Origin of the sequence: Streptomyces sp. NPDC047017 (assembly GCF_040644175.1) — a bacterium.
Taxonomy (GTDB): Bacteria; Actinomycetota; Actinomycetes; order Streptomycetales; family Streptomycetaceae; genus Streptomyces.
The window spans coordinates 13,656-39,084 of record NZ_JBEYVW010000016.1 but is presented as its reverse complement, the minus strand read 5'-3'; the positions used below and the strand labels follow the sequence as shown (position 1 = coordinate 39,084).

Sequence of the window (25,429 nt, the reverse complement as noted above, 5' to 3'; positions counted from 1 at the left end):
CTGGTGGAAGTCCTCGGGCGGCCGCGTCAGAACCTCATACCGCCGAGCAGGCTGGCCAGGCTCTCGCCGCCGGCTCGGATGCTCGGGGCGATGGCCGTGCTCGCCAGGTAGAAGCCGAACAGCGTCGACACGCATGCGTGGGAGGGCTTCAGGCCGTCCTTGCGGAAGAAGATGAAGCCGATGACGCCGAACAGGACGACGCCTGAGATGGAGAGAATCATGTGAGATCTCCTGGTGTCGAGGGGGACAGTCACCCTGAGTCCTTCCAGCATCACAGCATGTATCCATATGACAAAAGGTGCAACCGGGTGAAATCCGTTCGATTTCGCTCGGTCGGCCGAGTCGGTGTGCGGCGCGGGCGTGCGGCCCTGTTGCGTACCGCCGGGTTCCCGGTGATCTTTACCTCCGGCGCGGCGGGCCACCGGCCGCACGAGCCAGTACCCTGTCGATTCACCCGTACGGCCGTGCACCGCTCACGGCCGTGCACCGGCGGCCCGCGCTCCCCAGTGGGTCCCACGCGGTGTCAGCAGCATCCATGGCACCCGCAGTACCGGCAACACCAGGCAATGCCAGTAGTACCGGCAGCACGGCAGCATGGCAGTACTGAGCAGCACCGCAGTACCAGCAGTACCCACAGTCCCCGAGATGTGCAGTGAGAGGCGGTCCGGCCGATGAGTGAAGCCCCCGACCCCGAGGTCGTGGAGCTGGCGACCAAGATCTTCGATCTGGCCCGGCAGGGCGGGACCGAAGCGCTCGTGGCGTACGTCGACGCGGGCGTCCCGGCCGATCTCACCAACGACCGCGGCGACTCGCTCGTGATGCTCGCCGCCTACCACGGCCACGCCGACGCGGTCCGTGCCCTGCTGGCCCGCGGCGCCGCCGCCGACCGCGTCAACGACCGGGGGCAGACGCCCCTCGCGGGAGCGGTCTTCAAGGGCGAGCAGGACGTCATCGAGGCGCTCCTCGAAGGCGGAGCGGACCCCTCCGCGGGCACCCCGTCCGCCCTCGACACGGCCCGCATGTTCGGCCGGACCGAGCTGCTCGAACTGTTCGGCGAGCAGTGAACGCAGGGGCCGTGATCAGCTGAAACGGCCCCTTGACCAGCAACGACACTGAAAACGGGGGAGGCGGTACGGGGCCGCCGGAAATTTCGGTCGCGGCAGCGCACCCACCGGGTCATCATGACGTCGTGATTCATGGACGCGGCGGTTGGGCAGGTGTTGCCGCACCGCGCGGACCGTGAAGCGGCCCGCATGGGCCACCGACGAGAGGCAGAGGAAGATGGTCTACAGCAAGCAAGAGACGGCGGGCGCCCCGACGTGTTGTCACGTGGCCAGGTAGTGCGCGTTCCCCGGTTGCGTCGACGCTTGATGTGAGGCTGTTTCCCATGTTCGATCCGGTCATAGCGCCCAGCGGCACGCTGCTCGGCCTGCTCCAGCGGGGCCGCGGCGACGGCACACTGCACGCGCTCACCGCCCCCCGCGCCGAAGCGCTCGCGGCATTGAACCACTGTGTACTGCACGACCCCCGCCACGACTGGCAGGTGGAGAACCGCTCCCTGTACTACGCCCGGCTCTTCCTCGACCTGAACGGCGAGCTGGACGCCATCGAGGCGCACCTCTTCGCCCCCGAGGACCTCCTCGACGCCGACGAGTCGCGCACCGGGCTCGCCCTCGCCGTGCTGGGGCACCTCTCCTCCTACGGCCGGCGGGACGCCCTCGTCCTGCTGCGCGCGTACGCCGCCCGCGGTGCCAACTGGGCCTGGGCCCTGGACGAGCTGGCGCTGCGCGACGACGACGCCGGGCTGCGCGCCCTGGCCGCCCCGGTCCTCGCGCGCTTCGCCACCGACGCCGAGGGCGAGGCCGAGCTGGCCGCCGCGGTGCGCGACGCCTTCGAGCCGCGGCCCTGGCGGCTGTGGGCCGATGACCCGCGCCCGGCGATCGCCGAACGGGTGCGCGCCGCCCACGAGACCGGCTGCTTCGACCGCTGGCAGCGCCAGCTGCGCCCCGCCGGGCCCCGCCCCGGCTGGAGCGTGCGGGCCGTGTTCGAGTGGGCCCAGCAGGGCGCCGAGCGCGGCGCGGCCCTCCATGTCCCGGCCGCCCGCTGTCTGGCCGCCGTCGCGGGCCCCGAGGACCGGCCCGAGATCCTGGAGGCGGCCCGGCAGGGTACCGAGGGCGCCCGTTGCACCGCCCTGCGCTACCTGGCCGACGGCAACGACCCGGACACCCTCGACCTGATCGAGGCGGCCGTGTCCGACGGCCCGGCCCCTGTGGTGGAGGCCGCCGTCGACGCCTTCGAACGCATGCGCAGTGTCGCCGCCGTCGACCGGGCGCGCGGCTGGGCCCGCCGCCCCGATCCGCTGGGCGCCGCCGCCGGACGCGTGCTCGCCTGCCGCGGCGGCGCCCGCGACCGCGATCTGGTCCTGGCCGCCCTGCGCGAGGCCGTCCGCGGCGAGGGACCCGACGCGGCCACCCTGTGGACCCTGGTGGACGGCGCCGGGCGGCTCGGCATCGCCTGCGCCGCGCCCGTGCTGCGCCATGTCTACCGCGAGACGGCCTCCTCCCATCTGCGGGGCCGCGCCGCCCGCGCGCTGGCCGCCACCGACCCCTCCTTCGCCACCGGATTCGCCGTCGAGTGCCTGTGGGACTGCGAGGAGACCACCCGCGAACTCGCCGCCCGCTACGCCGAGACCGGCGACCAGCGCGTGGTCGAGCGCCTGCGCCGCCTCGCCGCCGACCCGGCCGAGGAGGCCGAGGTACAGACGGCGGTACGCAACCGGATCGAGCCGGACATTCCGGCCGGGTGAGCGGGCGGGGAGCCGGCGGGCTGGGCCGTCCGGCGGGCGACCGGTCGGCCGGGGCGGGGGCTGCGAGCCGGACCTTCCGGCCGGGTGGCCGAGCGGCGGGGGAGCTGGCTGGGCCGTCCGGCCAGGTGATCACCCGGCGGGTATGAGCCGGGCGTTCCGGCCCAGTGCTCGGCCGGAGGGGGCGGACGCTCCCGCGTGGTGATCGGATCGGCAGACGGGGTACGCCAGGCGTTCTCCGGCCGGTGATCGTGCAGTCCGGGTGTGCCGGACGTCCCTGCCCGTGATCGTGTGGCGCGGAGGTGGCGAACGCTCCCCGCTCGGTGAGCGCCCGGCGGGCGGCCGGGCACTCCCAACCCGTGGCAGCCCGGTGGGCTGAGCCGCCCGCTCCCGGCCGGTGATCGGCCGACGACGGCGCACGTTTCCGTCCGGTGACCGTCCGCCGGTGCGAGTCGGGCGTCCGGATGTCCCACCCGGTGACCACCGGCAAACCCCTCATCCGCGCCGCCGCCCCGGCCTCCGGCGTCGGACGGGGCGGCGGCGCGGATGCGCGCTACGGCGACCGCCGCCCCCGTACCGCCACGAACCGCACCGGCGTGCCCGGAGCCGCCTGTGCGGCGGCCGGGAGGTCGGCGGCGTGGACGACGGCGATCACCGGGTAGCCGCCGGTGGTGGGATGGTCGGCGAGGAAGATCACCGGGCGGCCGTCCGGCGGCACCTGCACCGCGCCCAGGACCATGCCCTCGCTGGCGAGTTCGCCCTCCCGTGCCCGGCCCAGGGCGGGCCCTTCGGTACGCAGCCCGATGCGGTTGCTCGCCGAGGACACCCGGTACGGGCGCGAGACGAACTCCTGCCGGGCTCCCGGCGTGAACCAGTCCTCGCGCGGCCCCCAGGTCATCCGCAGCACCAGCTCGGCCGGCGGCGCCGGCTGCGGGGCCACGTCCACGCGCGCGGGAGGGCCGGCCGGCCTCCCCAGGGGGAGCATCGCGCCGTCGGCCAGCGGCGGGGGACCGAGCCCGGACAGCAGGTCCGTGGAACGGCTGCCCAGGACCGGTTCGACGGCGACACCGCCGCAGACGGCGACGTAGCCGCGTACGCCCCGGACGGCCGCCCCCACCTCCAGCAGCGCCCCCGCCGGGACCCGTACCGGCGCTCCCCAGGCGACCGGCCGCCCGTCCACCGACACCGGGCAGGGCGCGCCCCCGACCGCCACGGTGACGGCCGAGCGGGGCCGCAGCGCACACCCGGTGAGCGTGGTCTCCAGGACGGCGGCCCCGCGCGGGTTGCCGACCAGCCGGTTGACCAGTGCGGCGGCCGGCGCGTCCAGCGCCCCGGAGCGGGGTACCCCGAGGTGCGCGTGCCCGGGGCGGCCCTCGTCCTGCACGGTGGTCAGCGCCCCGGCGCGTACGACGACGAGCGCGCGGTCCGTCATGCCGCCCCCAGCCGCTCGACCGGCACGAACCGCACGCGCGTGTTCGGGGACAGCAGCGCGGCCGGCACGCGCGCGTGGTCCCACAGCACCGCGTCGGTCGTGCCGATCAGCTGCCAGCCACCCGGCGACGAGCGCGGGTACACCCCCGTGTACGGGCCCGCCAGCCCCACCGCGCCGGCCGGGACCGCCGTGCGCGGAGTGGCCCGGCGCGGGACGTGGCAGTGGTCGGGCAGGCCGGTGAGGTACCCGAAGCCGGGCGCGAACCCGCAGAAGGCGACACGGAACTCGGTGGCCGCGTGGATCCGGGCGACCTCCGGCCCGGACACCTTCCAGTGGGCGGCGACGGCCGCGAGGTCCGGGCCGTCGTAACGCACCGGCAGTTCCACGGTCCGCTCCCCGCGCGGGGGCGCGTCCGGCACCTCGGCGGCGGTCAGCTCACGGGCCACCCGGTCGGGGTCGGCGAGGCCGTCCAGGAGGACCGTACGGGCCGCGGGGACGATCTCCCGCACGCTCAGCAGCCCCTCGGCGCGACGGCGCACCAGCTCCGCGTGCAGGGCCTCCGCCGCGGGGCCGGAGGAGACCTCGACGAGCAGCGCGCCGTCACCGGCGGGCAGCACCCGCAGCTCTCTCAGACCGTTCGGTCCACTTGGCCCCCGCGTCCCGCCAGGCCCCCGCAGCCCGCTCACGCGAAGGACTCCACCCGCACGCCCGAAGCCACCAGCCGTTCCCGGACCCGCCGGGCCAGTTCCACCGCGCCCGGCGTGTCCCCGTGCAGGCACAGGGAGCGGGCCCGTACCTCGATCAGCGTCCCGGAGTGCGCGGCGACCGTACCGGAGCGGGCCAGGCCCACCGAGCGCTCCACGACCGTGTCCGCGTCGGTGACCACCGCGCCGTCCCGGCCGCGCGGCACGAGCGTGCCCTCGTCGGTGTAGGCGCGGTCCGCGAACGCCTCGGTGACGGCGGGGAGCCCGGCCCGCGCGGCCAGCTCCAGCAGCCGCGACCCCGGCAGCCCCAGCACCGGCAGCCCCGCGTCGGCCAGCAGGACCCCCTCGACGACCGCGGCGGCCTGCTCCTCGTCGTGCACGGCCCGGTTGTAGAGGGCTCCGTGCGGCTTGACGTACGACACGCGGGTGCCGGCCGCCCGCGCGAAGACCTCCAGGGCACCGATCTGGTAGGCCACCTCGGCCGCCAGCTCCGCGGACGGCACGTCCATCGCGCGCCGCCCGAACCCGGCGAGGTCCCGGTAGGAGACCTGCGCGCCGATCCGCACCCCGCGCGCGGCCGCCAGTTCGCACACCCGGCGCATGGTGACGGCGTCCCCGGCATGGAAGCCGCAGGCCACGTTGGCACTGGTGACCACGGACAGCAGCCGCTCGTCGTCGGTCAGCCGCCAGCGGCCGAAGCCCTCGCCCAGGTCGGCGTTCAGGTCGATGGAGGTCATGGATGGCTCACGTCTCTTCCCAGGTCTTCTCGGGCATGCGGTACTGCTCGTCGGTCGTCTCACGCCACGCGGTACTGCTCGTCGCGGGCGTCGGTCAGGAACATCTGCCCCGGCGCGTGGGTGATGGCGAACGGCGGCCGGGAGGCCATCACCGCCGCCTGCGGGGTCACCCCGCAGGCCCAGAACACCGGGATGTCGTCCGGTCCGGCGTCCACCCGGTCACCGAAGTCGGGGCGGCCGAGGTCCTCGATGCCCAGCCCGCCCGGCTCGCCGCAGTGCACGGGAGCGCCGTGCACCGCCGGGAGCAGGCTGCTCTCCCGGATCGCCGCCGACAGGTGCTGGGGCGGCACCGGCCGCATGGAGACCACCAGGGGGCCGTGCAGCCGTCCGGCGGGGCGGCACTGACGGCTCGTCACGTACATCGGCACGTTCCGGCCCTGCTCGATGTGGCGGATCGGGACACCCGCCGCCGTCAGCGCCCACTCGAAGGTGAAGCTGCACCCGATGAGGAACGTCACCAGGTCCGCGCGCCAGTGTGCGCGCACGTCGGCCGGTTCGGCCACCAGCTCGCCGTCCTGCCACACGCGGTAGCGGGGCAGGTCGGTGCGCAGGTCCGCGCCCTCGGCGAGGGCGCTCGTGACCGAGCCGGCGTCGGTGACGTCCAGGACCGGGCACGGCTTGGGGTTGCGCTGGCAGAACAGCAGCATGTCGTACGCCCAGTCGGCCGGGACCGCGATCAGGTTCACCTGGGTGTGGCCCGCGGCGACCCCGGCGGTGGGACCGATCAGCCCGGCCCGGAAGCGCTCCCGGGCGGCGTGCGGGCTCCACGCGTGCGCGTGCTCGTCGACGAGTACGACCGGACGGTCGCCGACGGCCGCGGCGTTGTCTCCGGTGGCGGCCACCGGGTGATCTTCCGTGATGTCCGCCGGGCGGTGGCCCGTGGTGGTGTGGGTGCCGTTCACGTCAGTTCCTTCCCGCGTGTCTCCGGCAGTCCGAGCAGCGCGAGCGCCGCGATGCCGTAGCCGATCGCGCCGAAGACCAGCGCGCCGCCCACGCCCCAGCTGTCGGTCAGATAGCCGACCAGGGTCGGGAAGACGGCGCCCACGGCGCGTCCCGTGTTGTACGTGAAGCCCTGGCCGGTGCCGCGCACCGCCGTCGGGTACAGCTCGCTGAGGTAGGATCCGAAGCCGCTGAAGATCGCCGACATGCAGAACCCGAGCGGGAAGCCCAGCACCAGCAGCAGGGTGTTCGAGCCGTCCGGGATGTTCGCGTACGCCAGCACGCACACCGCCGACAGCAGCGCGAACAGCCAGATGGTGCGCCGCCGGCCCAGCGCGTCGGTGAGCCAGCCGCCCGTCAGGTACCCGGCGAACGCGCCCGAGATGAGGAACGTCAGGTACGAGCCGGTGCCCACGACCGACAGGCCCCGCTCGGTCTTCAGGTACGTCGGCACCCAGGTGGCCAGCGTGTAGTAGCCGCCCTGGACACCGGTGGAGAGCAGGCTCGCGAAGACGGTGGTGCGCAGCAGGCCGGGCGATCCGGCCGTGCCCGGCGCGAAGATCGCCGCGAAGGAGCCCTTCCGGGCGCTCTGCTCCCGGACCGCTGTCGCCTGCGGCGCGTCGTGCACCCGGCGCCGTACCCACAGCACCAGCAGCGCGGGCAGCGCGCCGGTCCAGAACATCACGCGCCAGGCCAGGTCGTCCCCGGCGACGGAGAACACCAGCGTGTACACGACCGCGGCCAGTGCCCAGCCGACCGCCCAGGAACTCTGCACCGCGCCCAGGGTGCGGCCCCGGTGCCGCGCGCTCGCGTACTCGGCGACCAGGATCGCGCCGACCGCCCACTCGCCGCCGAACCCGAGCCCTTGCAACGCCCGGAAGGCCAGCAGTGTCCCGTAGTCGGGCGCGAAACCGCAGGCCACCGTGAACACCGCGTAGGTGGCGACGGTGATCACCAGCGCCCGCACCCGGCCGAACCGGTCCGCGACCACACCGGCCAGCGCCCCGCCGACCGCGGAGACCACCAGCGTGACGGTGGTGAACAGGCCCGTCTGGCCGCTGTCCAGGCCGAAGTACGCCGCCAGCGCGACCATGCTCAGCGGCAGCGTGAAGTAGTCGTACGAGTCCAGCGCGTAGCCGCCGAACGCGCCCGCGAAGGCGCGGCGGCCGCGCGGGTCGAGGGCGCGCAGCCAGCCGAACGCGCCCTCCTCCCGGGCGGGTTCGGCCGGTCCGGTCCGAGCACCGGGGGGCAGGGACCGCGGTGGGGGAGTCGTGCTCATGGGCACCTCGCAGCTGAGGGACGGAGAGTGCGGGAACTGAGCCGTGCGATGACGAGCAAGGTAGAGGATCGTTGAACGATCCTTCAATACCCCTGTTGTCTCGTCCTTGCGTCTGCGGTTGAATTCCGGGCATGGGAGAGCCGCTGACGTCACTGGCCGACGACCGCGCCCTGCTGGGCCGCACCAGCACCGCAGAGCGGGTCTCGGACATCCTCAGAAGCCGTATCGCCGAGGGCTACTTCCCGCCCGGCACCCGGCTGTCGGAGGACAGCATCGGCGGCGCGCTCGGCGTCTCCCGCAACACGCTGCGCGAGGCGTTCCGGCTGCTCACCCACGAGCGGCTGCTCGTCCACGAGTTGAACCGCGGCGTCTTCGTGCGGGTGCTGGCCGTCGAGGACGTCGAGGACATCTACCGCACCCGCCGCCTCGTGGAGTGCGCGGTCGTACGGGGCCTGGGCGAGCCGCCCTACGCGCTCGACGGCCTCGCCGGGGCCGTCGCGGACGGGCAGCGGGCCGCGCGCGAAGGTGACTGGAAAGAGCTGGGCACCGCCAACATCCACTTCCACCGCGAACTGGTGGCGCTCGCGGGCAGTGAGCGCACCGGCGAACTCATGCGCAGCGTCTTCGCCGAACTGCGCCTGGCCTTTCACGTCGTGGACGACCCGCGCCGCCTGCACGAGCCCTACCTCACCCGCAACCAGGAGATCCTCCGGGCGCTCCAGGCGGGGGAGCGCGGTACGGCGGAACGCATGCTCGCGGTCTACCTGGACGACTCGCTGGAGAAGGTCGTGGAGGTCTACCGGAGGCGGGTCGGGCTGGAAGAGTGACGGGGGGTCCGGGGGTCGGGTGACGGGTCACGTGCGGGGCGTCGCGGGACGCCGCGGAGTGGTGACGGCGGGCGTCGCGGAGTGGTGACGGCGGGCGCCGCCGGGCGGTGACGGTGGCTGCCGCCGGGGGTGCGTCTGCGCCGTTTGGGCCGATGTCAGACCGAGGACCTAGTCTGTGCACCGTGACTTCGCCAGCATCGACGGACAGCGTTCCGCCCCAGTTCAGCGCGGGGCCGCGCCCCGCACCGGGTCCGGCCGCCGACGAGGGACTGGCGCGGCGGCTGCGCGCGCTCGCCTGCACCGCGCCGCTGCACGACCTCGACGCGCGCAAGGCGAACCTCGCGGGCGAGTACTCGGTGTACGGCATGGCGGAGATCGCGCTCGCCGCCATCGACCTCGTCACCCTGAACATGGACTTCGACACCGGCGCCGACCACGACCAGGTCGCCGCCCGGCTCGTCCCGCGCGTCGCCGCCCAGGCCCCGCGGCGGCCGGCCGCCGAGCACGAGCGGGTGGCCCGCTGGGTCCTGGAGAACCTGATCAACGTCGGCAGCGCCGACCGCGGCTTCCGCGCGGTGTACGGCACGTTCGCGCCGGACGGCACCTATGTGCGCCGGGACTACGACTTCAAGCTGATCGAAGAGGTGCCCGGACCGGGCGGCAGCGTCTACCTGCGCACGACCGACGAGGCGGTCAACGTCCTCGTCGGCGCCCTGGACACCGATGTCACCAGCGCGCAGATCGCCGCCGAGGTCAAGCTGGAGGTGCTCATCAACCGCGGCCGGCTCGCCGACGCCCAGCTCGCCGCCGAGCAGGCCCGCTACCGGACCGTGCAGTACTCCGAGACCCTGCGCCGCGCCCTGGACGCCACCCGGCGCAACGTCCGCGCGGTGGACTGGCTCAGCGCCGTACCGGACATGATCGCCGAGGCGCTGGACCACGTCGCCGACCGCTACCGCCACGAGAACGCGATCCTCACCAACATCCGCAAGGCCCGCGACGAGACCGAGGAGCCCGAGCACAAGCGGCGCGCCGCCGAGCTGGTCGACATCGTCAAGGACTGCATCCGCCGGCACACCCAGCTCCAGTCCCGGCTGCTGGAGGCCGGCCCGCTGTTCCGCGCCGAGCAGGACCGGCAGGCGTTCGCCACCCCCCTGACCACCTCGGGGACGGACCTCTACGGCCACCTGCTCGCGCCCACGCTCCCGCTGCCGCTGGAGCGGGCCGTCCGCGTCACGGACGCCTTCTTCGGGCACGGGACCGGACTGCGCACCCCGGTGTCCGTCCGGGTCGGTGACCTCGTCGACATACTGCTCACCCCGCCCGTGGAGCGCGAGCACCTGGGCGCGGAGATGCCCGAGCCGGACCTGATCGCCACCCCGGACGACAGCCGCTTCAGCGAGGAGCAGCTGGCGGCCGCCATGGAGTTGCTGGACCTGCCCGCCGACGCCCCGCGACGGCTGTCCGGACTGCTGGCCGAGGCCCGCCGCAAGGACGCCGACCTGCCCTATCTGGTCGCCCTGCTGGCCGTGCACGCGGCCAGCCCGCCGGTCGGCACCGCCTACCGGCAGGGCGAGGAGAAGCTGCTCTTCGCCGTGGACGACGGCATGGAGCTGGACGATCCGGGGTTCGGCGGCGCCGACCTGATCGTGGGCATGGCCCTGCTGGACGCGGCGGGCATGGCCGCGGACCGGACGGAGGCGGCGTGACGCGCCCGCCACTGGGACCGGCCCACCCGTACGGAGGCCACGTGAAGCTCCCGCCGCCGCACCCGGCCCACCCGTACGGGGCCGCCCGGGCCGTGCCGCGCGGCCCTCGAACGGCCGGTACGCCGTCCAGCGCCCCGCTTCCGGGTACACCGCCCCGCGCCCTGCGGCCGAGCGCCCCGCCCCGCGCCTCCCGCCCGAGCGCCCCCGCCCCCAGTTCTCAGACCAAGGAGTTGTGTCCGTGACCGAGCACGTCGACCGGAGTGAGCCGGAAGCCGGTGGGCCGGCCGTGACGGCCGCCGTCACCCCCGCCGACGCCGCCGACGCGGCCCGGCTGGTCGCCTTCGGCCTGCAGCCCAAGCTGCAGCCGGCCCGGGACCAGGAGTACGCCGACCTGCTGCGCCGCCACCGCGAGGACCCGGCGTTCGCCCGGCTCGCGGACGCCGTGGCCGCCGGACTCGGCCTGGTCGTCCTGGAGGTGTCCCCGCGCGCGGGCATGGCGGTCACGGCCGCCGAGGACTCCGTGTTCGCCGTCCGCATGGGCGACTACGCCCGCCGTGCCGCCGCCGACTCCGCCGACCGCTTCCTGCACGGACTCGCCCACCTCGCCGTGGCCGCCCTGGCGTTCCCGCGCCCGGAGGACCTGGCCGACGACGGCTACATCGGCCGCGTCACGGTCAACGGCGTGGACGCCTTCGTCCGCCAGGCGTGCCGCCGCCTGGAGGAACGCGCCGAGGAGCAGGGCGAGAACACCGACCCGGCCACCGACGCGCCCGGCCTGGAGGCCGCCTGGCGGATCTGGGCGCGGCGCAGCGCGACCGGCGCCACCAAGGACGCCCGCCGCCCCGCCGCCTCCACCACCGGCATCGTCGCCAAGGCCCTGGCGTTCCTCACCGACTCCGGGTTCCTGCAGCGCACCGGAGACGAGAGCGGCGGCACCTACCGCACCACCGCCCGCTACCAGCTCCAGGTGCGCGACATGGCGGCCGGCGCCGCCATGGCCGAACTCCTGGAACTGGGCGTCGTCCCGGTGACCGACGGCACGCCGAGCCTGCTGCCCGGCGAGGACACCGACGACCTGGAACTGGTCGCCGACGCCGGGCTGCCCTTCCACGCCCCCGCCCAGCCCTGACCCCCTGAACCACGCCGAACCGCAAGAAGACTGACGAGAGTCCGCCATGTACGAGCTGTCCCGGGTCCGCCTCTATTCCATCGGACCCGCCGGTGCGCGCTACGCCGACACCGTGCTTGACCTGCGCGGCGTGGGCGAGCCGGTGCCCGACCCCGCGCCCACCCAGGCGGAGTTCTTCGAGGAGGAGCCGGTCGGCCCGCCGCGCCGCCCCGCACCCGCGGGCGTGCTCTTCCTGGAGAACGGCGGCGGCAAGTCGGTCCTGCTCAAGCTGATCTTCTCGGTGATGCTGCCCGGCCACCGCAACACCCTCGGCGGCGCCAGCTCCGGCGTGCTGCGCAAGTTCCTGCTCGCCGACGACTGCGGGCACGTCGCCCTGGAGTGGCAGCACGTGCAGACCGGCGAGTGCGTCGTCGTCGGCAAGGCGAGCGAGTGGCGCGGCCGCCAGGTCTCCAACGACCCGCGCAAGTTCGCCGAGGCCTGGTACTCCTTCCGGCCCGGCCCCGGCCTCACCCTGGACAGCCTCCCCGTCGCCGAGGCCACCTCCGTGCGGCCGCCCGCCGAGGGCACCTCGGGCGCCCAGGGCCGGCGCCGCACCATGAAGGGCTTCCGGGACGCACTCACCGAGGCGGGCAAGGCGTACCCGCACCTGGAGGCGCACTGGGAGGAGATCCACGACCGCTGGATCGAACACCTCGGCGACCTCGGTCTCGACCCCGAACTCTTCCGCTACCAGCGGGAGATGAACGCCGACGAGGGCGAGGCGGCCGGCCTGTTCGCGGTGAAGAAGGACTCCGACTTCACCGACCTGCTGCTGCGCGCCGTCACCGACACCCGGGACACCGACGGACTGGCCGACCTGGTCAGCGGCTTCGGCAACAAGCTGGGCCGGCGGGCCGAGCTGATCGCCGAACGCGACTTCACCGCCGGCTCGGCCGACCTGCTCGGCCGGATCGTCGAGGCCGCCGAGACCCGCGCCCGCGCGCGGGACGTGCACGCCGGAGCGGAGCGCCGTACCCGCACGCTGGCGCGGCGGCTGTCCGCCCGCGCGGTGCAGGAGCGGGTGCGCGCCTCCGACCTCGCCCAGCGCGTCACCGCCGCCGCCTACACCGTCACGCACTCCGAGGGCGCCCGCGAGCGCGGCGCCCTGATCGCCGCCGAACTCGCCTACCGGCACGCCTCGCTGGCCCTGGCCGCCGCCGAGAAGTCCGCCGCCGCGCAGAAACGCGAACTGGCCGACGCCCGCACCCTGCACTCCGCGTGGCAGGCCGCCGAGGCCGCGCTGCGCCACCGCGCCGCCGCCGACCGCGTGTCCCGGGTCTCCGCGGCGATCCAGGAAGCCGAACGGGACGCGGCCCCGGCCCTCGCCGCCCGTGCCAAGGCCGCCGTGGACCTCGTACGGGCCCTGCACGCGGCCGCGGAGAGCGCCGAGTCGCTCGCCAACGAGGGCGAGGAGCGGTCCGCGCACCTCCAGGAGCTGGGCGAGACGGCCCACCGGGACGCGACGGCCGCCGCCACCGAGGCGCAGCGCGCCCGCAGCGAGGCCGGTCATCTGCGCCAGCGGCTCACCGAGGTCGAGCAGGAGACCGCCGAGGCCGTCCGCGCGGGCTGGCTCGACGACAGCGCCCCCGACGCCGACCCGGCCCGGGCGGCCCTGGCCGCCAGCGACGCCGAGAAGACGGCCGTCGCCGCCTGGGACGCGGCCCGCGAGGTGTCCCGGAAGGCGGCGGAGCAGGCCCGCGAGACGGCCTCGGCCGAGTCCCGCGCCGAACTCACCGCGGCCCGCGCAGCCGACGCGACGGCCGCGACCGAACGGGCGTACCGGGCCGAGCGGCGGACCGCCGAGGCGCTGGCGGGCGAGGAGCGGCTCGCGGAGCTGCTGGGGCTGCCGGGCACGGGCACGGGCCCGGCGGTCGCCCGGCTCGGCGTGCCGGGCCCCCGCAGCGGGTCCGACGACGCCGGCGGGACCCGGACCGCGCCGACGGCCGGGACCGGCGCCGAAGGACCGCACCGGCCCGTCGAGGACGCCCTCACACCGGAGGACCTGGACCGCTTCGCCGACGAGCTGCGCGCCTTCCTCGACGACGCCGTCTCCTCCGCCGAGCGGCACCTGTTCGAGCTGCGTACGGCCGCCGCCGACGACTCCCGCATCCTCGGCGCGCTCGGTGACGGCGGCCTGCTGCCGCCCGGACCCGATGTGCTGGCCACCGTCGAGTTCCTCGGCGAGCACGGCATTCCCGCACTGCCCGGCTGGCGCTACCTCGCCCAGGCCGTCGACCCCGCCGACCACGCGCGCGTGCTGGCCGCCCGGCCCGAACTCGTCGACGGCGTGATCATCACCGACCCGGACACACACGCCCGGGCCCGCGCCGCCCTCGCCGACGCCGCCCTGCTGCCCCGCTCCGCCGTGGCCGTCGGCACCGCCGCCGCCCTGCTCGCCCCCACCCCGGCGGCCGACGCCACGCCCACCGACGTCTTCCTGGTGCCGCCGAACCCGGCCATGCACGACGAGCACGCCGCCGACGAGGAACGGCAGACGCTGCGCGCCCGGGCCACCGAGCGGGACGAGGAGATCCGCCGGCTCGCCGCCCGGCTCGGCAAGGACCGCGAGCTGGCCGCCCGGCTCTCCTCCTGGCGCACCGGCTGCCCGGCGGGACGGCTGGCCGAACTGGCCGAGGCCGCCCGCGAGGCACACGCCTTCGCCGAGGAGACCGAGGCCGAGCTGTCCGAGGCCCGCACCGCACGCGCCGAGGCCGAGGAGACCGCCGCCGAGGCCGCGCAGGTACGCGACGAGCGGCAGGAGACCGCGCAGAAGGCCCGGCGCGCCGCCGACGCCCTCGCCGGACTCGCCTTCCGGCTGCGCGAACGCGCCGGCTGGCAGGCCCGGCTGCGAGAACTCGCCGACGAGGCCGCCGAGTCGGAGGCCCGCGCCCAGTCGTGCCTGGAGCGCGCCCGCGCCGCCGACGAGGACCGGCGCGCCGCCCAGCGCGCCGCCGACGACGCCCGCCGCACCGCCCGCGCGCTGCGCGCCGAACGCTCCGAGATCGCCGGCGCCCCCGACGACCTGCCCGAGGCCGGCGCGGACGCTCCCGAGGCGTCCCTGCCCGCCCTGCGCGAGGCGTACCGGGCCGCCTCCCAGGTGTACGAGAAGGTGGGCGTCGGCGCCGACCTGCGCGCCGAGCAGGCCCGAGCGGAGAGCGACGAGAGCGCGGCCCGCGCCGAACTGGACCGCCTCAGCAACAAGGTCCGCACCCGCGCGGAACAGCTCCTCGGGTCCCCGGACGGCTCCGACGGCCCCTCCCGCCAGGCCGCCGCCGCCCGCGCCGAGGAACTGGTGCAGCTCCTGGAGACCCGGATGTCGACCGCGAGCGAACAACTCGGCCGGCTGCGCGGCGAGGCCGAGCGGCTGGCGCCCGAGGACGGCGACGCCCACACCGAGCTGTCCGGGGAACTGCTCCCGCGCGACGCCGAGCACGCCCAGGCCCTGCTGCGCACGGCCACCGCCGAACTCACCTCCCGCACCGAGGCGCTGGTCCAGGCCCGTGCGGCGCACGGCGAGCTGCTGGCGGCCCACCGCGCCGCCGAGGACGCGGCGAGCGGCTTCGACGAGATCGCCGCCCTGCTCCGCGACCTGCTGCGCGAGCACACCGGCGACGAGGAGGCGCAGGCCCCGGAGCCCTACCCGGGCACCCCCGAGGCGGCCCGGCAGGCGGCGGCCGAGGCCCGCAGGTCGCTGCGCGGCTGCGCCGCCGACCTGTCCGCCGCCGAGGCCGCCGTGCGCGAGGCGAGCGACGTCCTCGTCCGGCACGCCAACTCCACCCGCTACGAGCAGGTACGCACCCCCGCGCGGCAGCAGATCCGCGAACTGCCCGCCTCCGCGCTGCCCGAGCACGCCCAGAAGTGGGCCGAGGCGTTCGCGCCCCGGCTGCGCGTCCTCACCGACGAACTGGCCCAGCTGGAGCGCAACCGCGACTCGATCGTGGACCGGCTGCGCGGCCTGGTGGAGTCCGCGCTCGCCACGCTCCGCTCGGCCCAGCGCCTGTCCCGCCTCCCGGAAGGGCTCGGCGAGTGGTCCGGGCAGGAGTTCCTGCGCATCCGCTTCGAGGAGCCCGACCAGGCGACCTTGACCGAGCGGCTCGGCGAGGTCATCGACGAGGCGACCCGCGCCGCCGTGAAGAAGAACTCCGACCTGCGCCGCGACGGGATGTCCCTGCTGCTGCGCGGGGTCGGCGCCGCGCTCCAGCCCAAGGGCGTGGCCGTGGAGATCCTCAAGCCGGACGCCGTGCTGCGCGCCGAGCGCGTGCCCGTCGGGCAGATGGGCGACGTGTTCTCGGGCGGCCAACTGCTCACCGCCGCCATCGCCCTGTACTGCACGATGGCGGCCCTGCGCTCCAACGACCGGGGCCGTGACAAGCACCGGCACGCGGGCACCCTGTTCCTGGACAACCCCATCGGCCGCGCCAACGCCACCTACCTGCTGGAACTCCAGCGGGCCGTCTCCGACGCGCTCGGCGTCCAGCTGCTCTACACCACCGGCCTGTTCGACACGACCGCCCTGGCCGAGTTCCCGCTGGTCATCCGCCTGCGCAACGACGCCGACCTGCGCGCCGGACTGAAGTACATCAGCGTCGAGGAACACCTGCGCCCCGGCCTGCCCCAGCAGTCCCGCACCGAGGAGGCCGCCCACAGCGAGATCACCGCGACCCGCATGTTCAAGCGCCCGGCCTAGGCAGGCCCTGGACGCGGTCCCAGACCGGCGACGGTATGGCGCCCGGGAAGCCGGGCCCGGCCGCCGTCACCGCACCCAGTGCGTCCACCCGAAGACGAACAGGCAGGGCCTGCGCCCGGCGTCACCGCACCGGTCCACCCACCCGGGGTCGCAACGGCTCGTCGAGGCCGTCCCGTTCACGGATGCGCCCCCGCTCACGGATGCGACAGCCGCCCCGCGCCCCCGCCCCGGCGTATCCGCTCCTGCGTCCGCTCGGCCGACCGCTGCTCCCGCCGGGCCTTGCGCCGCTCGCGCCGCAGGCTTCGGGCGGTGCTGCTCGGGGCGGAGATCACGCCGTGGCGCTGGTTCCACACCTGGCGGGTCACCCAGACGTCCAGCACCGCCCAGGTGGCCACCACCGTGCCGGCCACACTGCTGATGACCATCGGGAACGCCGGCCAGGAGCCGGCCATGGTGCACAGGAACGCCACCACGGCCAGGATGAGCGTCACGGAGGCGATCAGCACCGCCCGTACGGCCGCCTCCCGCACCGGGTCCGGAAGTCTGCGCCGGCGCGCGGGCTCCTCGACCCACAACGGCTTGGAGGAGGCCTGCTCCGGCAGGACCTGAGCGGGCACCGCCGCCCCGACCCTGCCGCCGCCACCGCCGGTGGTCCTCCCGCGTCGCTCCGCCGTGTCCATCAAGGTGTCACTCCCCACCGCCAGCAGACCGCTCGCCCCGGTGTCCCAAGAACCGGATCCCCATTGGCTGCCCGGCTTGCGCTGTTCTACGCCGCCCGGGTACGGGACGCGGCTCCAGCCCCGTTCCGCCCCATCTCCCATCGACTAGGACGAACGACACGTCCCGAAGATTCCCGGCAGGCGAAAAATATCGGCCACCGGGCAGGGCGGATGACCTGTTTTGCCGGGTCGTCACCCCGGTGATCCGGCCCGCCATCTCACGCCATGCCCGGACAACTCGCCACCTCTTTGCAGGGGAGCGGAGGTTTGAACTCCGGTCGGCCCTTCGAGATACGTGTGTGTCGGTAGTAGGCTCGCGCCGTTTGTTGACGTACATGTGTACCCCCTTCCGGATGGGGGTCGAGCTGGGGGAGGCCATGCGCTTTCGCGGGAAGTCCATCCGCCGGAAGATCGTGGCGCTGCTTCTCGTGCCGTTGCTCTCCCTGGCCGCGATCTGGGCCTTCGCCACGGTCGTCACAGGACAGCAGGCGACGCGGATGGTCCACGCGACCTATGTCGTCGAGAAGGTCGCCTACCCCGCCGAGGACACCGTGCGGGTCCTCCAGCAGGAGCGCCGGCAGACACTCGTCTACCTCGCCGACCCCCGCGCCGCCGACACCCTCGACGCGCTGCGGCGCAGCCGGGCCGCCACCGACGAGGCCGTGGCCAAGCTCCGCGGCAACGCGGCGGCGCACCGCGCCCGCAGGGCCATGGGCACCGGCAACCACGGACGGATGACCGCCGTACTGCGAGCCTTCGACGGGATCGCGGCACTGCGCCGCGGCGTCGAGGGCGGCACCGTCGACCGCGCCCAGGCGCTCGAACGCTACGACCACCTCGTCGATCCCTGCTACGCCCTCCTCGCCGACCTGCACCTCGCCGACGACGCCGGACTCGACAAGCAGTACCGCGCCCTGGTCAACCTCGCCCGGGCCCGCGAACTCCTCTCCCGCGAGGACGCCCTGCTCGGCTCCTCGCTGGTCGTCGGCACCCTCACCCGCGACGAGAGCCGGGACGTCGCCGCACTCACCGCTCAGCGGTCCCTGCTGTACGACATCAGCCTGCCGCTGCTGCCGGCCGCCGAACGCGACCGCTACCAGAGCTTCTGGTCCGGCGCCCCCTCCGCCCCGCTGCGCGCGGCCGAACGGGCCGCCGCCGCCACCGGATCGGGCATGCCGCGGGGGGTGACCGCGAAGAGCTGGGACACCGCCGCCGCGAGCGCCCTCGACGATCTCGGCACCCTCGACGACCGGGCCAACGACCGCTACCAGGACCGGGTCCACCCGGTCGCGATGAACGTCATCCTGCGCGCCGCCGTCGCCGGCGTCCTCGGACTGGTCGCGCTGCTCGTCTCCCTCTTCCTGTCCGTGCGCATCGGCCGCGGACTCATCCGCGACCTGCGGCAACTGCGCCTGGAGGCCCACGAGGCGTCCGGGGTGCGCCTGCCCAGTGTGATGCGCCGCCTGTCGGCGGGCGAGCAGGTCGACGTGGAGACCGAGGTGCCCCGCCTCGAATACGACAAGAACGAGATGGGCGAGGTCGGCCAGGCCCTCAACACCCTGCAGCGGGCCGCCGTCGAGGCCGCCGTGAAACAGGCCGAACTCCGCGCCGGCGTCTCCGAGGTCTTCGTGAACCTCGCCCGCCGCAGCCAGGTCCTGCTGCACAAGCAGCTCACCCTGCTGGACACCATGGAGCGCCGGACCGAGGACACCGAGGAACTCGCCGACCTGTTCCGCCTCGACCACCTCACCACCCGTATGCGCCGGCACGCCGAGGGCCTGGTGATCCTCTCCGGCGCCGCCCCGTCCCGGCAGTGGCGCAAGCCCGTGCAGCTGATGGACGTCGTCCGCGCCGCCGTCGCCGAGGTCGAGGACTACGAACGCATCGAGGTCCGGCGGCTGCCGCGGGTCGCCCTCACCGGGTCCGCCGTGGCCGACCTCACCCATCTCGTCGCCGAACTCCTGGAGAACGCCACCGTGTTCTCCCCGCCGCACACCGCCGTCCAGGTCCTCGGCGAACGCGTCGCCAACGGCTTCACCCTGGAGATCCACGACCGGGGCCTGGGCATGGCCGCCGAGACCCTGCTGGACGCCAACCTCCGGCTGGCCGAGACACCGGAGTTTGAACTCTCCGACACCGACCGCCTCGGACTGTTCGTCATCAGCCGGCTCGCCCAGCGGCAGAACGTCCGCGTCTCCCTCCAGCCGTCGCCGTACGGCGGCACCACCGCGATCGTCTTCATCCCCGAGGCGCTGCTGACCGACGACGTCCCCGACACCAACGGCATCGGCTTCCGTCTCGACCGGCCCGCCACGCAGACCGAACGGGAGGAGAGCCGCCGGGACGCCCTCGCCCAGGCCCCCGTCCAGCTGCCGGGACTGCCGGTCTCGCTCCTGGACGGACCGGTGGAACTGGAGGCCCCCCTCGGCCTGGCCCCCCTGGAGGCCTTCCCGGGCGCCCTCCCCGACGAGGACAGCGAACGCGGCGGTCTGTTCCGCCCCCGCCGATCCCCGGCCCGCCCCCAGGGCGACGGCACGCCCGACCGTCCCGCGGCCGAGCACCGGCCGGGCACCGCCCGGCGGGACGCGCCGGAGCAGGCCGGCGGCGGCGAGCCCGGCGATCTCCCGGTCCCGCTGACCCGGCGCCGCACTCCCAAGCTGGTCAGCTCGCACGGGCGCCCGGTCATCGGGCAGCGGCCTCGGCGCGGGGGAGCGGACGACCAGGACGCCACAGGCACCACCGCGCCGCGGGAGGAGTCCCCGGCCCCGCTGCCGGCCCGTCGCCGCGGCGGCCCGCCGCCGAGGAGGGACACCACGGACACCACCACCGTCGGCGCGCCCGGCGAGCGCGGCGGCCCCTCGGGCCCGTCCCGCGCCCCGCGCGAAGGCGGCGAGCTGCCGGCCCTCCCGCAGCGCACCCGCACGCCCGCGCCCGGCGACAGCGATGACAGCGGTGGGCCGGTCCCGGGCCGCGCCCCCCGAGCCGGCGGGACCGCGCCCGAGGCCGGGGCGCTGCCGCGGCGCGTACGGCAGGCGAACCTCGCCCCCCAGCTCAGACAGACTCCCGAGCGGCACACCGGGACCCACGTCGACCCCGCCGGACGGGACGCCGACGAGGTACGCAGCCGGATGGCCTCGCTCCAGCGCGGCTGGCGGCGCGGCCGTGAGGAGAACGACGCGGGCGACGACGTCCGCGACGGCAGCACAGCACCAGGAACGACCAAGGGAGACGGTCGATGACCGCACCGAACGCGACCGGCCACAGCCCGACCGGCAAGAGGGAACTGAACTGGCTCCTGGACGACCTCGTGGACCGGGTCGCCAGCATCCGCAAGGCCATCGTGCTCTCCGGGGACGGCCTGGCGACCGGCGTGTCCAAGGACCTGACCCGCGAGGACAGTGAGCACCTGGCCGCCGTCGCCTCCGGCTTCCACAGCCTCGCCAAGGGCGTGGGCCGGCACTTCGAGGCGGGCAGCGTCCGGCAGACGGTCGTCGAACTGGACGAGGCGTTCCTGTTCGTCACCGCCGCCGGGGACGGCAGCTGCCTCGCCGTCCTGTCCGACGCGGAGTCCGACATCGGCCAGGTGGCCTACGAGATGACACTCCTCGTCAAGCGGGTCGGTGTGCATCTGGGCGCCGCACCGCGTACCGACCTGCCCGCAGGCGGGTAGTGGGATGGCATGAGCGGAGACGGTCAGGCAGCAAGCCACTGGTTCGACGACGAGGCCGGGCCGGTGGTGCGCCCGTACGCCATGACACGGGGCCGCACCAATCACGCGGCGCAGCACCGCCTCGACCTGATCGCGGTGGTCGTCACCGAACCCCACGTGGACGACCCGGAGGCGGACCACGCGCTGTCCCCGGAACACGTGGACATCGTCGAGCTGTGCCGCCGGGCCCCGCAGTCGGTCGCCGAACTCGCCGCGGAACTCGATCTTCCGATCGGTGTGGTGCGCGTCCTGATCGGTGACCTCGTGGACGAGGAGTACGTTCATGTCAGCCGTCCGGTACCTCCGGCCGAGCTGCCGGACGAAAGTATTCTGCGCGACGTGATCAGCGGGCTGCGGGCGCTGTGAGCTGCGTGGAAGCGGAGTGACGACGTGACAGGCTGGCAGTTCTGGGTCGACCGGGGCGGCACGTTCACCGACATCGTCGCGAGGCGTCCGGACGGTCGCCTCCTCACGCGCAAACTGCTGTCCGACAACCCGGCGCGGTACGCCGACGCGGCCGTCGCCGGAGTCCGCGAACTCCTCGCCACCGCCCCCGGCCCCGTCGACTCCGTCCGCATGGGCACCACCGTGGCCACCAACGCCCTGCTGGAACGCACGGGGGAGCGGACCGTCCTGGTGATCACCCGCGGCTTCCGCGACGCGCCGCGCATCGCCTACCAGAACCGCCCGCACATCTTCGCCCGCCGCATCGACCTGCCCGAGCTGCTGCACGAACGCGTCATCGAGGTGGACGAGCGCATCGCCGCCGACGGCACCGTGCTGCGCCCGCCCGACCTGGACGCCCTCGCCGGGCCACTGCGCGAGGCGTACGACGACGGGATCCGCGCCGTCGCCGTGGTCTGCCTGCACAGCCATCTGCACCCCGCCCACGAGCGGGCCGTGGGCGAGCTGGCCGCCCGCACCGGCTTCCCGCAGATCTCGCTGTCCAGCGAGGTCAGCCCCCTCATGAAGATCGTCCCGCGCGGTGACACGGCCGTCGTGGACGCCTACCTCTCGCCCGTGCTGCGCCGCTACGTCCGGCATGTCGCCGACGAACTGCACGGCGTCCGCCTGATGTTCATGCAGTCCAACGGCGGGCTCACCGAAGCGGGGCGGTTCCGGGGCAAGGACGCCGTCCTGTCCGGGCCCGCGGGCGGCATCGTCGGCATGGCCCGCATGTCCCGGCTCGCCGGCCACGAGCGGGTCATCGGCTTCGACATGGGCGGCACCTCCACCGACGTCTCCCACTACGCCGGCGCCTACGAACGCGTGCTCACCACGCAGATCGCGGGCGTCCGGCTGCGGGCCCCCATGCTGGACATCCACACGGTGGCCGCGGGCGGCGGCTCCGTCCTCCACTTCGACGGCTCCCGGTACCGCGTGGGACCCGACTCGGCCGGAGCCGCCCCGGGACCCGCCTGCTACCGCGGCGGCGGCCCGCTCACCGTCACCGACGCCAACGTGATGCTCGGCCGCGTCCAGCCGGCCCACTTCCCCCAGGTCTTCGGCCCCGGAGGCGACCAGCCCCTCGACGGGGAACTCGTCCACGACCGCTTCACCGCGCTCGCCCGGAAGATCCGCCGGCACACCGGCGACGACCGCACCCCGGAACAGGTCGCCGAGGGCTGTCTGCGGATCGCCGTCGCGAACATCGCCAACGCCGTCAAGCGGATCTCCGTGCAGCAGGGGCACGACGTCACCCGCTACGCCCTCACCACCTTCGGCGGCGCGGGCGGGCAGCACGCCTGCATGGTCGCCGACTCGCTCGGCATCCGCACCGTCCTGGTGCCGCCCATGGCGGGCGTCCTGTCCGCGCTCGGCATGGGCCTCGCCGACACCACCGCCATGCGCGAGCAGTCCGTCGAGGCACCCCTGCGACCGGACGCCATGCCGGACGTCCTGCGAACCGCCGACGACCTGGAGGCGGCGGCCCGCGCGGAACTCGCCGCCGAGGCCGTCCCCGAGGAGAACGTCCGCGTCACCCGGCGCGCCCAGCTCCGCTACGACGGCACGGACACCACCCTCACCGTCGAGCTGACCGGCCCCGACACCATGCGGCACGCCTTCGAAGAACGTCATCGCCGCACGTACTCCTTCACGCTCGACCGCCCCCTCGTCGTCGAATCCCTCTCCGTGGAGGCCACCGGCCTCACCGAACCCCCCGACCTGTCCGCCCTCACCCCGTACGAACCCGCCCGCGCGGACCGCTCCCGCACACCCGGGACCGTCCGGCTGCACACCGGCGGCGCCTGGCGCGACGTACCCCTGCACCGCCGCGAGGACCTGCCTCCCGGCGCCACCGTCACCGGACCCGCGATCATCACCGAGGCCAGTGCGACGACCGTCGTCGACGACGGCTGGCGGGCCGCCGCCCACGACGGGCAGCTGATCCTGGAACGCGTGGCGGTCACGCAGAGTTCCCGGCCGGACACGGAAGCGGATCCCGTTCTGCTGGAGGTCTTCAACAACCTCTTCATGTCCATCGCCGAACAGATGGGCGCCCGGCTGCAGGCCACCGCGCAGTCCGTCAACATCAAGGAACGCCTGGACTTCTCCTGCGCCCTGTTCGACCCGGACGGGAACCTCGTGGCCAACGCCCCGCACATCCCCGTCCACCTGGGCTCGATGGGCACCAGCGTCAAAGAGGTCATCCGGCGCCGCGGCTCCCGGATGAGGCCCGGGGACACCTACGCCGTCAACGACCCGTACCACGGCGGCACACACCTGCCGGACATCACCGTCATCACCCCGGTCTTCGGCACCGACGGCACCCGGCGTGACCGGCTCCTCTTCTACGTCGCCTCCCGCGGCCACCACGCCGAGATCGGCGGCATCGCGCCCGGCTCCATGCCCGCCGACAGCCGCACCATCGACGAGGAAGGCGTCCTCTTCGACAACTGGCTGCTCGCCGAGAGCGGCCGCCTGCGCGAGGAGGAGACCCGCGGCCTGCTCACCACGGGCCCCCACCCCTCCCGCGCCCCGGACACCAACCTCGCCGACCTGCGCGCCCAGATCGCCGCCAACCAGAAGGGCGTCGACGAGGTCGCCCGCATGATCGAGGAGTTCGGCCTCGACGTCGTCCAGGCCTACATGCGGCACGTCCAGGACAACGCCGAGGAAGCCGTCCGCCGGGTCGTCGGCGCCCTGGCCGACGGGGAGTGCGCCTACGAGACCGATTCGGGCGCCGTCATCCGCGTCCACGTCCGGGTGGACCGCGAGCACCGGTCGGCGACCATCGACTTCACCGGCACCTCACCGCAGGCGCCCACCAACTTCAACGCGCCCCTCTCCGTCGTCCACGCGGCCGTCCTGTACGTCTTCCGCACCCTGGTCGCCGACGACATCCCGCTCAACGACGGCTGCCTGCGCCCCCTGGAGATCGTCGTACCGCCCGGTTCCCTGCTCAGCCCCGAGCCGCCGGCCGCCGTCGTCGCGGGCAACGTGGAGACGTCCCAGTCCCTGACCGGCGCGCTCTACGCGGCACTCGGCGTCCAGGCCGAGGGCTCCGGGACGATGAACAACGTCACCTTCGGCAACGCACACCACCAGTACTACGAGACCGTCGCCTCCGGTTCCGGCGCGGGCGACGGCTTCCCGGGCGCGAGTGTCGTCCAGACCCATATGACCAACTCCCGCCTCACCGACCCCGAAGTCCTCGAATGGCGGCTGCCCGTGCGCCTGGAGGAGTTCGCGGTGCGGCACGGCAGCGGCGGCGCGGGCGCGTGGCGCGGCGGGGACGGCGCGGTACGCCGCATCCGCTTCCTGGAGCCCATGACCGTCTCCACCCTGTCCCAGCACCGCCGGGTGGCGCCCTACGGCATGGCGGGCGGCGAGCCCGGCGCCCTGGGCGCCAACCGCGTCGAACACCCGGACGGTTCCGTCCGGGACCTCGGCGGAAGCGATACGGCGGACGTCGCTCCCGGCGACGTACTCGTCATCGAGACCCCCGGCGGCGGAGGCTACGGGCCACCGCCACCCGACCCCGACCCTCGTCGAGCAGGAGAAGAAGAACGATGATCTTCGGGCGTACTGAGCGCGGCAAGCCCCCGGTCGAGCCGCTCACGCTCAAGATCCTGGTGGCCGGCGGCTTCGGCGTGGGCAAGACGACCCTGGTCGGCGCGGTCAGCGAGATCAGGCCGTTGCGCACCGAGGAAGTGCTCACCGAGGCGGGCCGCCCGGTCGACGACGTCAGCGGAGTGGAGGGCAAGCACACCACCACCGTGGCCATGGACTTCGGCCGTATCACGCTGCGAGAGGATCTGGTGCTGTACCTGTTCGGGACGCCCGGGCAGGAGCGGTTCTGGTTCATGTGGGACGAGCTGTCCGAGGGCGCGCTCGGGGCGGTCGTGCTGGCCGACACCCGGCGCCTGGAGGACTGCTTCGCCGCCGTCGACTACTTCGAGCGGCGCTCCATCCCCTTCGTGATCGGTGTCAACTGCTTCGAGGGAGCCGCCCGCTACCCGGTGGAGACGGTCCGCCAGGCCCTCGACCTGGACGACGGCGTCCCCGTGCTGCTGTGCGACGCCCGGGACCGCGAATCGGTCAAGGAGGCCCTCATCGGCGTCGTCCGCCACGCGGGGGAGTACGCGGCCGCACGCCGCGGCACCGTGACCACCTGACCCCGCCGCACCGCCCCGGCACGCGCGCGTGGAGCAC

Annotated in this window: 17 protein-coding genes and 1 pseudogene; 11 read left to right on the top strand and 7 right to left on the bottom strand. The window is 74.5% G+C overall.

Features of this window, described 5'->3' with window-relative positions; genetic code table 11:
• Window positions 1-26: 26 nt before the first annotated feature.
• A complete protein-coding gene (locus ABZ858_RS25390; RefSeq protein WP_019983932.1) occupies window positions 27-221 on the bottom strand; it encodes a hypothetical protein in 195 nt (64 codons plus the stop codon).
• A gap of 450 nt (window positions 222-671) precedes the next feature.
• Here ABZ858_RS25390 and ABZ858_RS25385 point away from each other — a divergent pair, with 450 nt between their 5' ends.
• Together ABZ858_RS25385 and ABZ858_RS25380 are read left to right on the top strand one after the other, a co-directional pair.
• On the top strand, window positions 672-1,064 hold the full coding sequence (locus tag ABZ858_RS25385) for an ankyrin repeat domain-containing protein (protein ID WP_361382891.1): 393 nt from the start codon (window positions 672-674) through the stop codon (window positions 1,062-1,064).
• Between the two features lie 323 nt (window positions 1,065-1,387).
• Window positions 1,388-2,806 carry a HEAT repeat domain-containing protein gene (locus tag ABZ858_RS25380; RefSeq protein WP_361382888.1) on the top strand — a complete coding sequence of 473 codons (1,419 nt, stop codon included), beginning with the start codon at window positions 1,388-1,390 and terminating at the stop codon, window positions 2,804-2,806.
• A gap of 550 nt (window positions 2,807-3,356) precedes the next feature.
• On the opposite strand, the gene ABZ858_RS25375 is transcribed toward ABZ858_RS25380, so the two are convergent.
• Genes ABZ858_RS25375 through ABZ858_RS25355 form a run of 5 tightly spaced genes read right to left on the bottom strand, consistent with a single transcriptional unit; the run spans window position 3,357 to window position 7,954 of the window.
• On the bottom strand, window positions 3,357-4,235 hold the full coding sequence (locus ABZ858_RS25375; RefSeq protein WP_361382885.1) for a biotin-dependent carboxyltransferase family protein: 879 nt from the start codon (window positions 4,233-4,235) through the stop codon (window positions 3,357-3,359).
• Window positions 4,232-4,858 carry an allophanate hydrolase subunit 1 gene (locus ABZ858_RS25370; RefSeq protein WP_361383296.1) on the bottom strand — a complete coding sequence of 209 codons (627 nt, stop codon included), beginning with the start codon at window positions 4,856-4,858 and terminating at the stop codon, window positions 4,232-4,234. Before ABZ858_RS25370 ends, ABZ858_RS25375 begins: the two co-directional genes overlap by 4 nt.
• A gap of 59 nt (window positions 4,859-4,917) precedes the next feature.
• Entirely contained in the window at window positions 4,918-5,676 is a 759-nt protein-coding gene (locus ABZ858_RS25365; protein WP_361382882.1) for a 5-oxoprolinase subunit PxpA, read from the bottom strand.
• Window positions 5,677-5,735: 59 nt separating this feature from the next.
• Window positions 5,736-6,578 (bottom strand): putative hydro-lyase, encoded by an 843-nt coding sequence (locus tag ABZ858_RS25360; RefSeq protein WP_361383293.1) that lies wholly within the window; start codon window positions 6,576-6,578, stop codon window positions 5,736-5,738.
• A 56-nt stretch (window positions 6,579-6,634) separates the two neighbouring features.
• Entirely contained in the window at window positions 6,635-7,954 is a 1,320-nt protein-coding gene (locus tag ABZ858_RS25355) for an MFS transporter (protein WP_361382879.1), read from the bottom strand.
• Between the two features lie 131 nt (window positions 7,955-8,085).
• Here ABZ858_RS25355 and ABZ858_RS25350 point away from each other — a divergent pair, with 131 nt between their 5' ends.
• The 4 genes from ABZ858_RS25350 (at window position 8,086) to ABZ858_RS25335 (ending at window position 16,345) form a co-directional block, all read left to right on the top strand.
• Window positions 8,086-8,781: a GntR family transcriptional regulator gene (locus ABZ858_RS25350; protein ID WP_361382876.1), complete on the top strand. Its 696-nt coding sequence runs from the start codon at window positions 8,086-8,088 to the stop codon at window positions 8,779-8,781.
• A gap of 182 nt (window positions 8,782-8,963) precedes the next feature.
• A complete protein-coding gene (locus ABZ858_RS25345) occupies window positions 8,964-10,490 on the top strand; it encodes a hypothetical protein (RefSeq protein WP_361382873.1) in 1,527 nt (508 codons plus the stop codon).
• Between the two features lie 238 nt (window positions 10,491-10,728).
• Window positions 10,729-11,619: a hypothetical protein gene (locus ABZ858_RS25340; protein ID WP_361382871.1), complete on the top strand. Its 891-nt coding sequence runs from the start codon at window positions 10,729-10,731 to the stop codon at window positions 11,617-11,619.
• A 46-nt stretch (window positions 11,620-11,665) separates the two neighbouring features.
• On the top strand, window positions 11,666-16,345 hold the full coding sequence (locus tag ABZ858_RS25335; RefSeq protein ID WP_361382867.1) for a hypothetical protein: 4,680 nt from the start codon (window positions 11,666-11,668) through the stop codon (window positions 16,343-16,345).
• 194 nt (window positions 16,346-16,539) lie between these two features.
• Here ABZ858_RS25335 and ABZ858_RS25330 read toward each other — a convergent pair whose 3' ends face one another.
• Complete coding sequence (locus ABZ858_RS25330) at window positions 16,540-17,025, bottom strand: hypothetical protein (RefSeq protein WP_361382864.1); 486 nt, start codon at window positions 17,023-17,025, stop codon at window positions 16,540-16,542.
• A 416-nt stretch (window positions 17,026-17,441) separates the two neighbouring features.
• On the opposite strand from ABZ858_RS25330, the gene ABZ858_RS25325 reads away from it, so the two are divergent.
• The 5 genes and pseudogenes from ABZ858_RS25325 (at window position 17,442) to ABZ858_RS25305 (ending at window position 25,392) form a co-directional block, all read left to right on the top strand.
• Entirely contained in the window at window positions 17,442-20,303 is a 2,862-nt protein-coding gene (locus ABZ858_RS25325) for a nitrate- and nitrite sensing domain-containing protein (protein ID WP_361383290.1), read from the top strand.
• The gene (locus tag ABZ858_RS25320; protein WP_361382861.1) at window positions 20,300-20,734 is read left to right on the top strand and encodes a roadblock/LC7 domain-containing protein; all 435 of its coding nucleotides are present in this window, start codon (window positions 20,300-20,302) and stop codon (window positions 20,732-20,734) included. The genes ABZ858_RS25325 and ABZ858_RS25320 overlap by 4 nt, the downstream gene beginning before the upstream one ends.
• Window positions 20,735-20,743: 9 nt before the next feature.
• Complete coding sequence (locus ABZ858_RS25315) at window positions 20,744-21,139, top strand: DUF742 domain-containing protein (protein WP_361382858.1); 396 nt, start codon at window positions 20,744-20,746, stop codon at window positions 21,137-21,139.
• Window positions 21,140-21,163: 24 nt separating this feature from the next.
• Window positions 21,164-24,806 (top strand): annotated as a pseudogene (locus ABZ858_RS25310) (hydantoinase B/oxoprolinase family protein).
• Window positions 24,787-25,392, top strand: a complete 606-nt coding sequence (locus ABZ858_RS25305) for an ATP/GTP-binding protein (protein ID WP_361382855.1) — start codon at window positions 24,787-24,789, stop codon at window positions 25,390-25,392. The pseudogene ABZ858_RS25310 and the gene ABZ858_RS25305 overlap by 20 nt, the downstream one beginning before the upstream one ends.
• Window positions 25,393-25,429 lie beyond the last annotated feature (37 nt).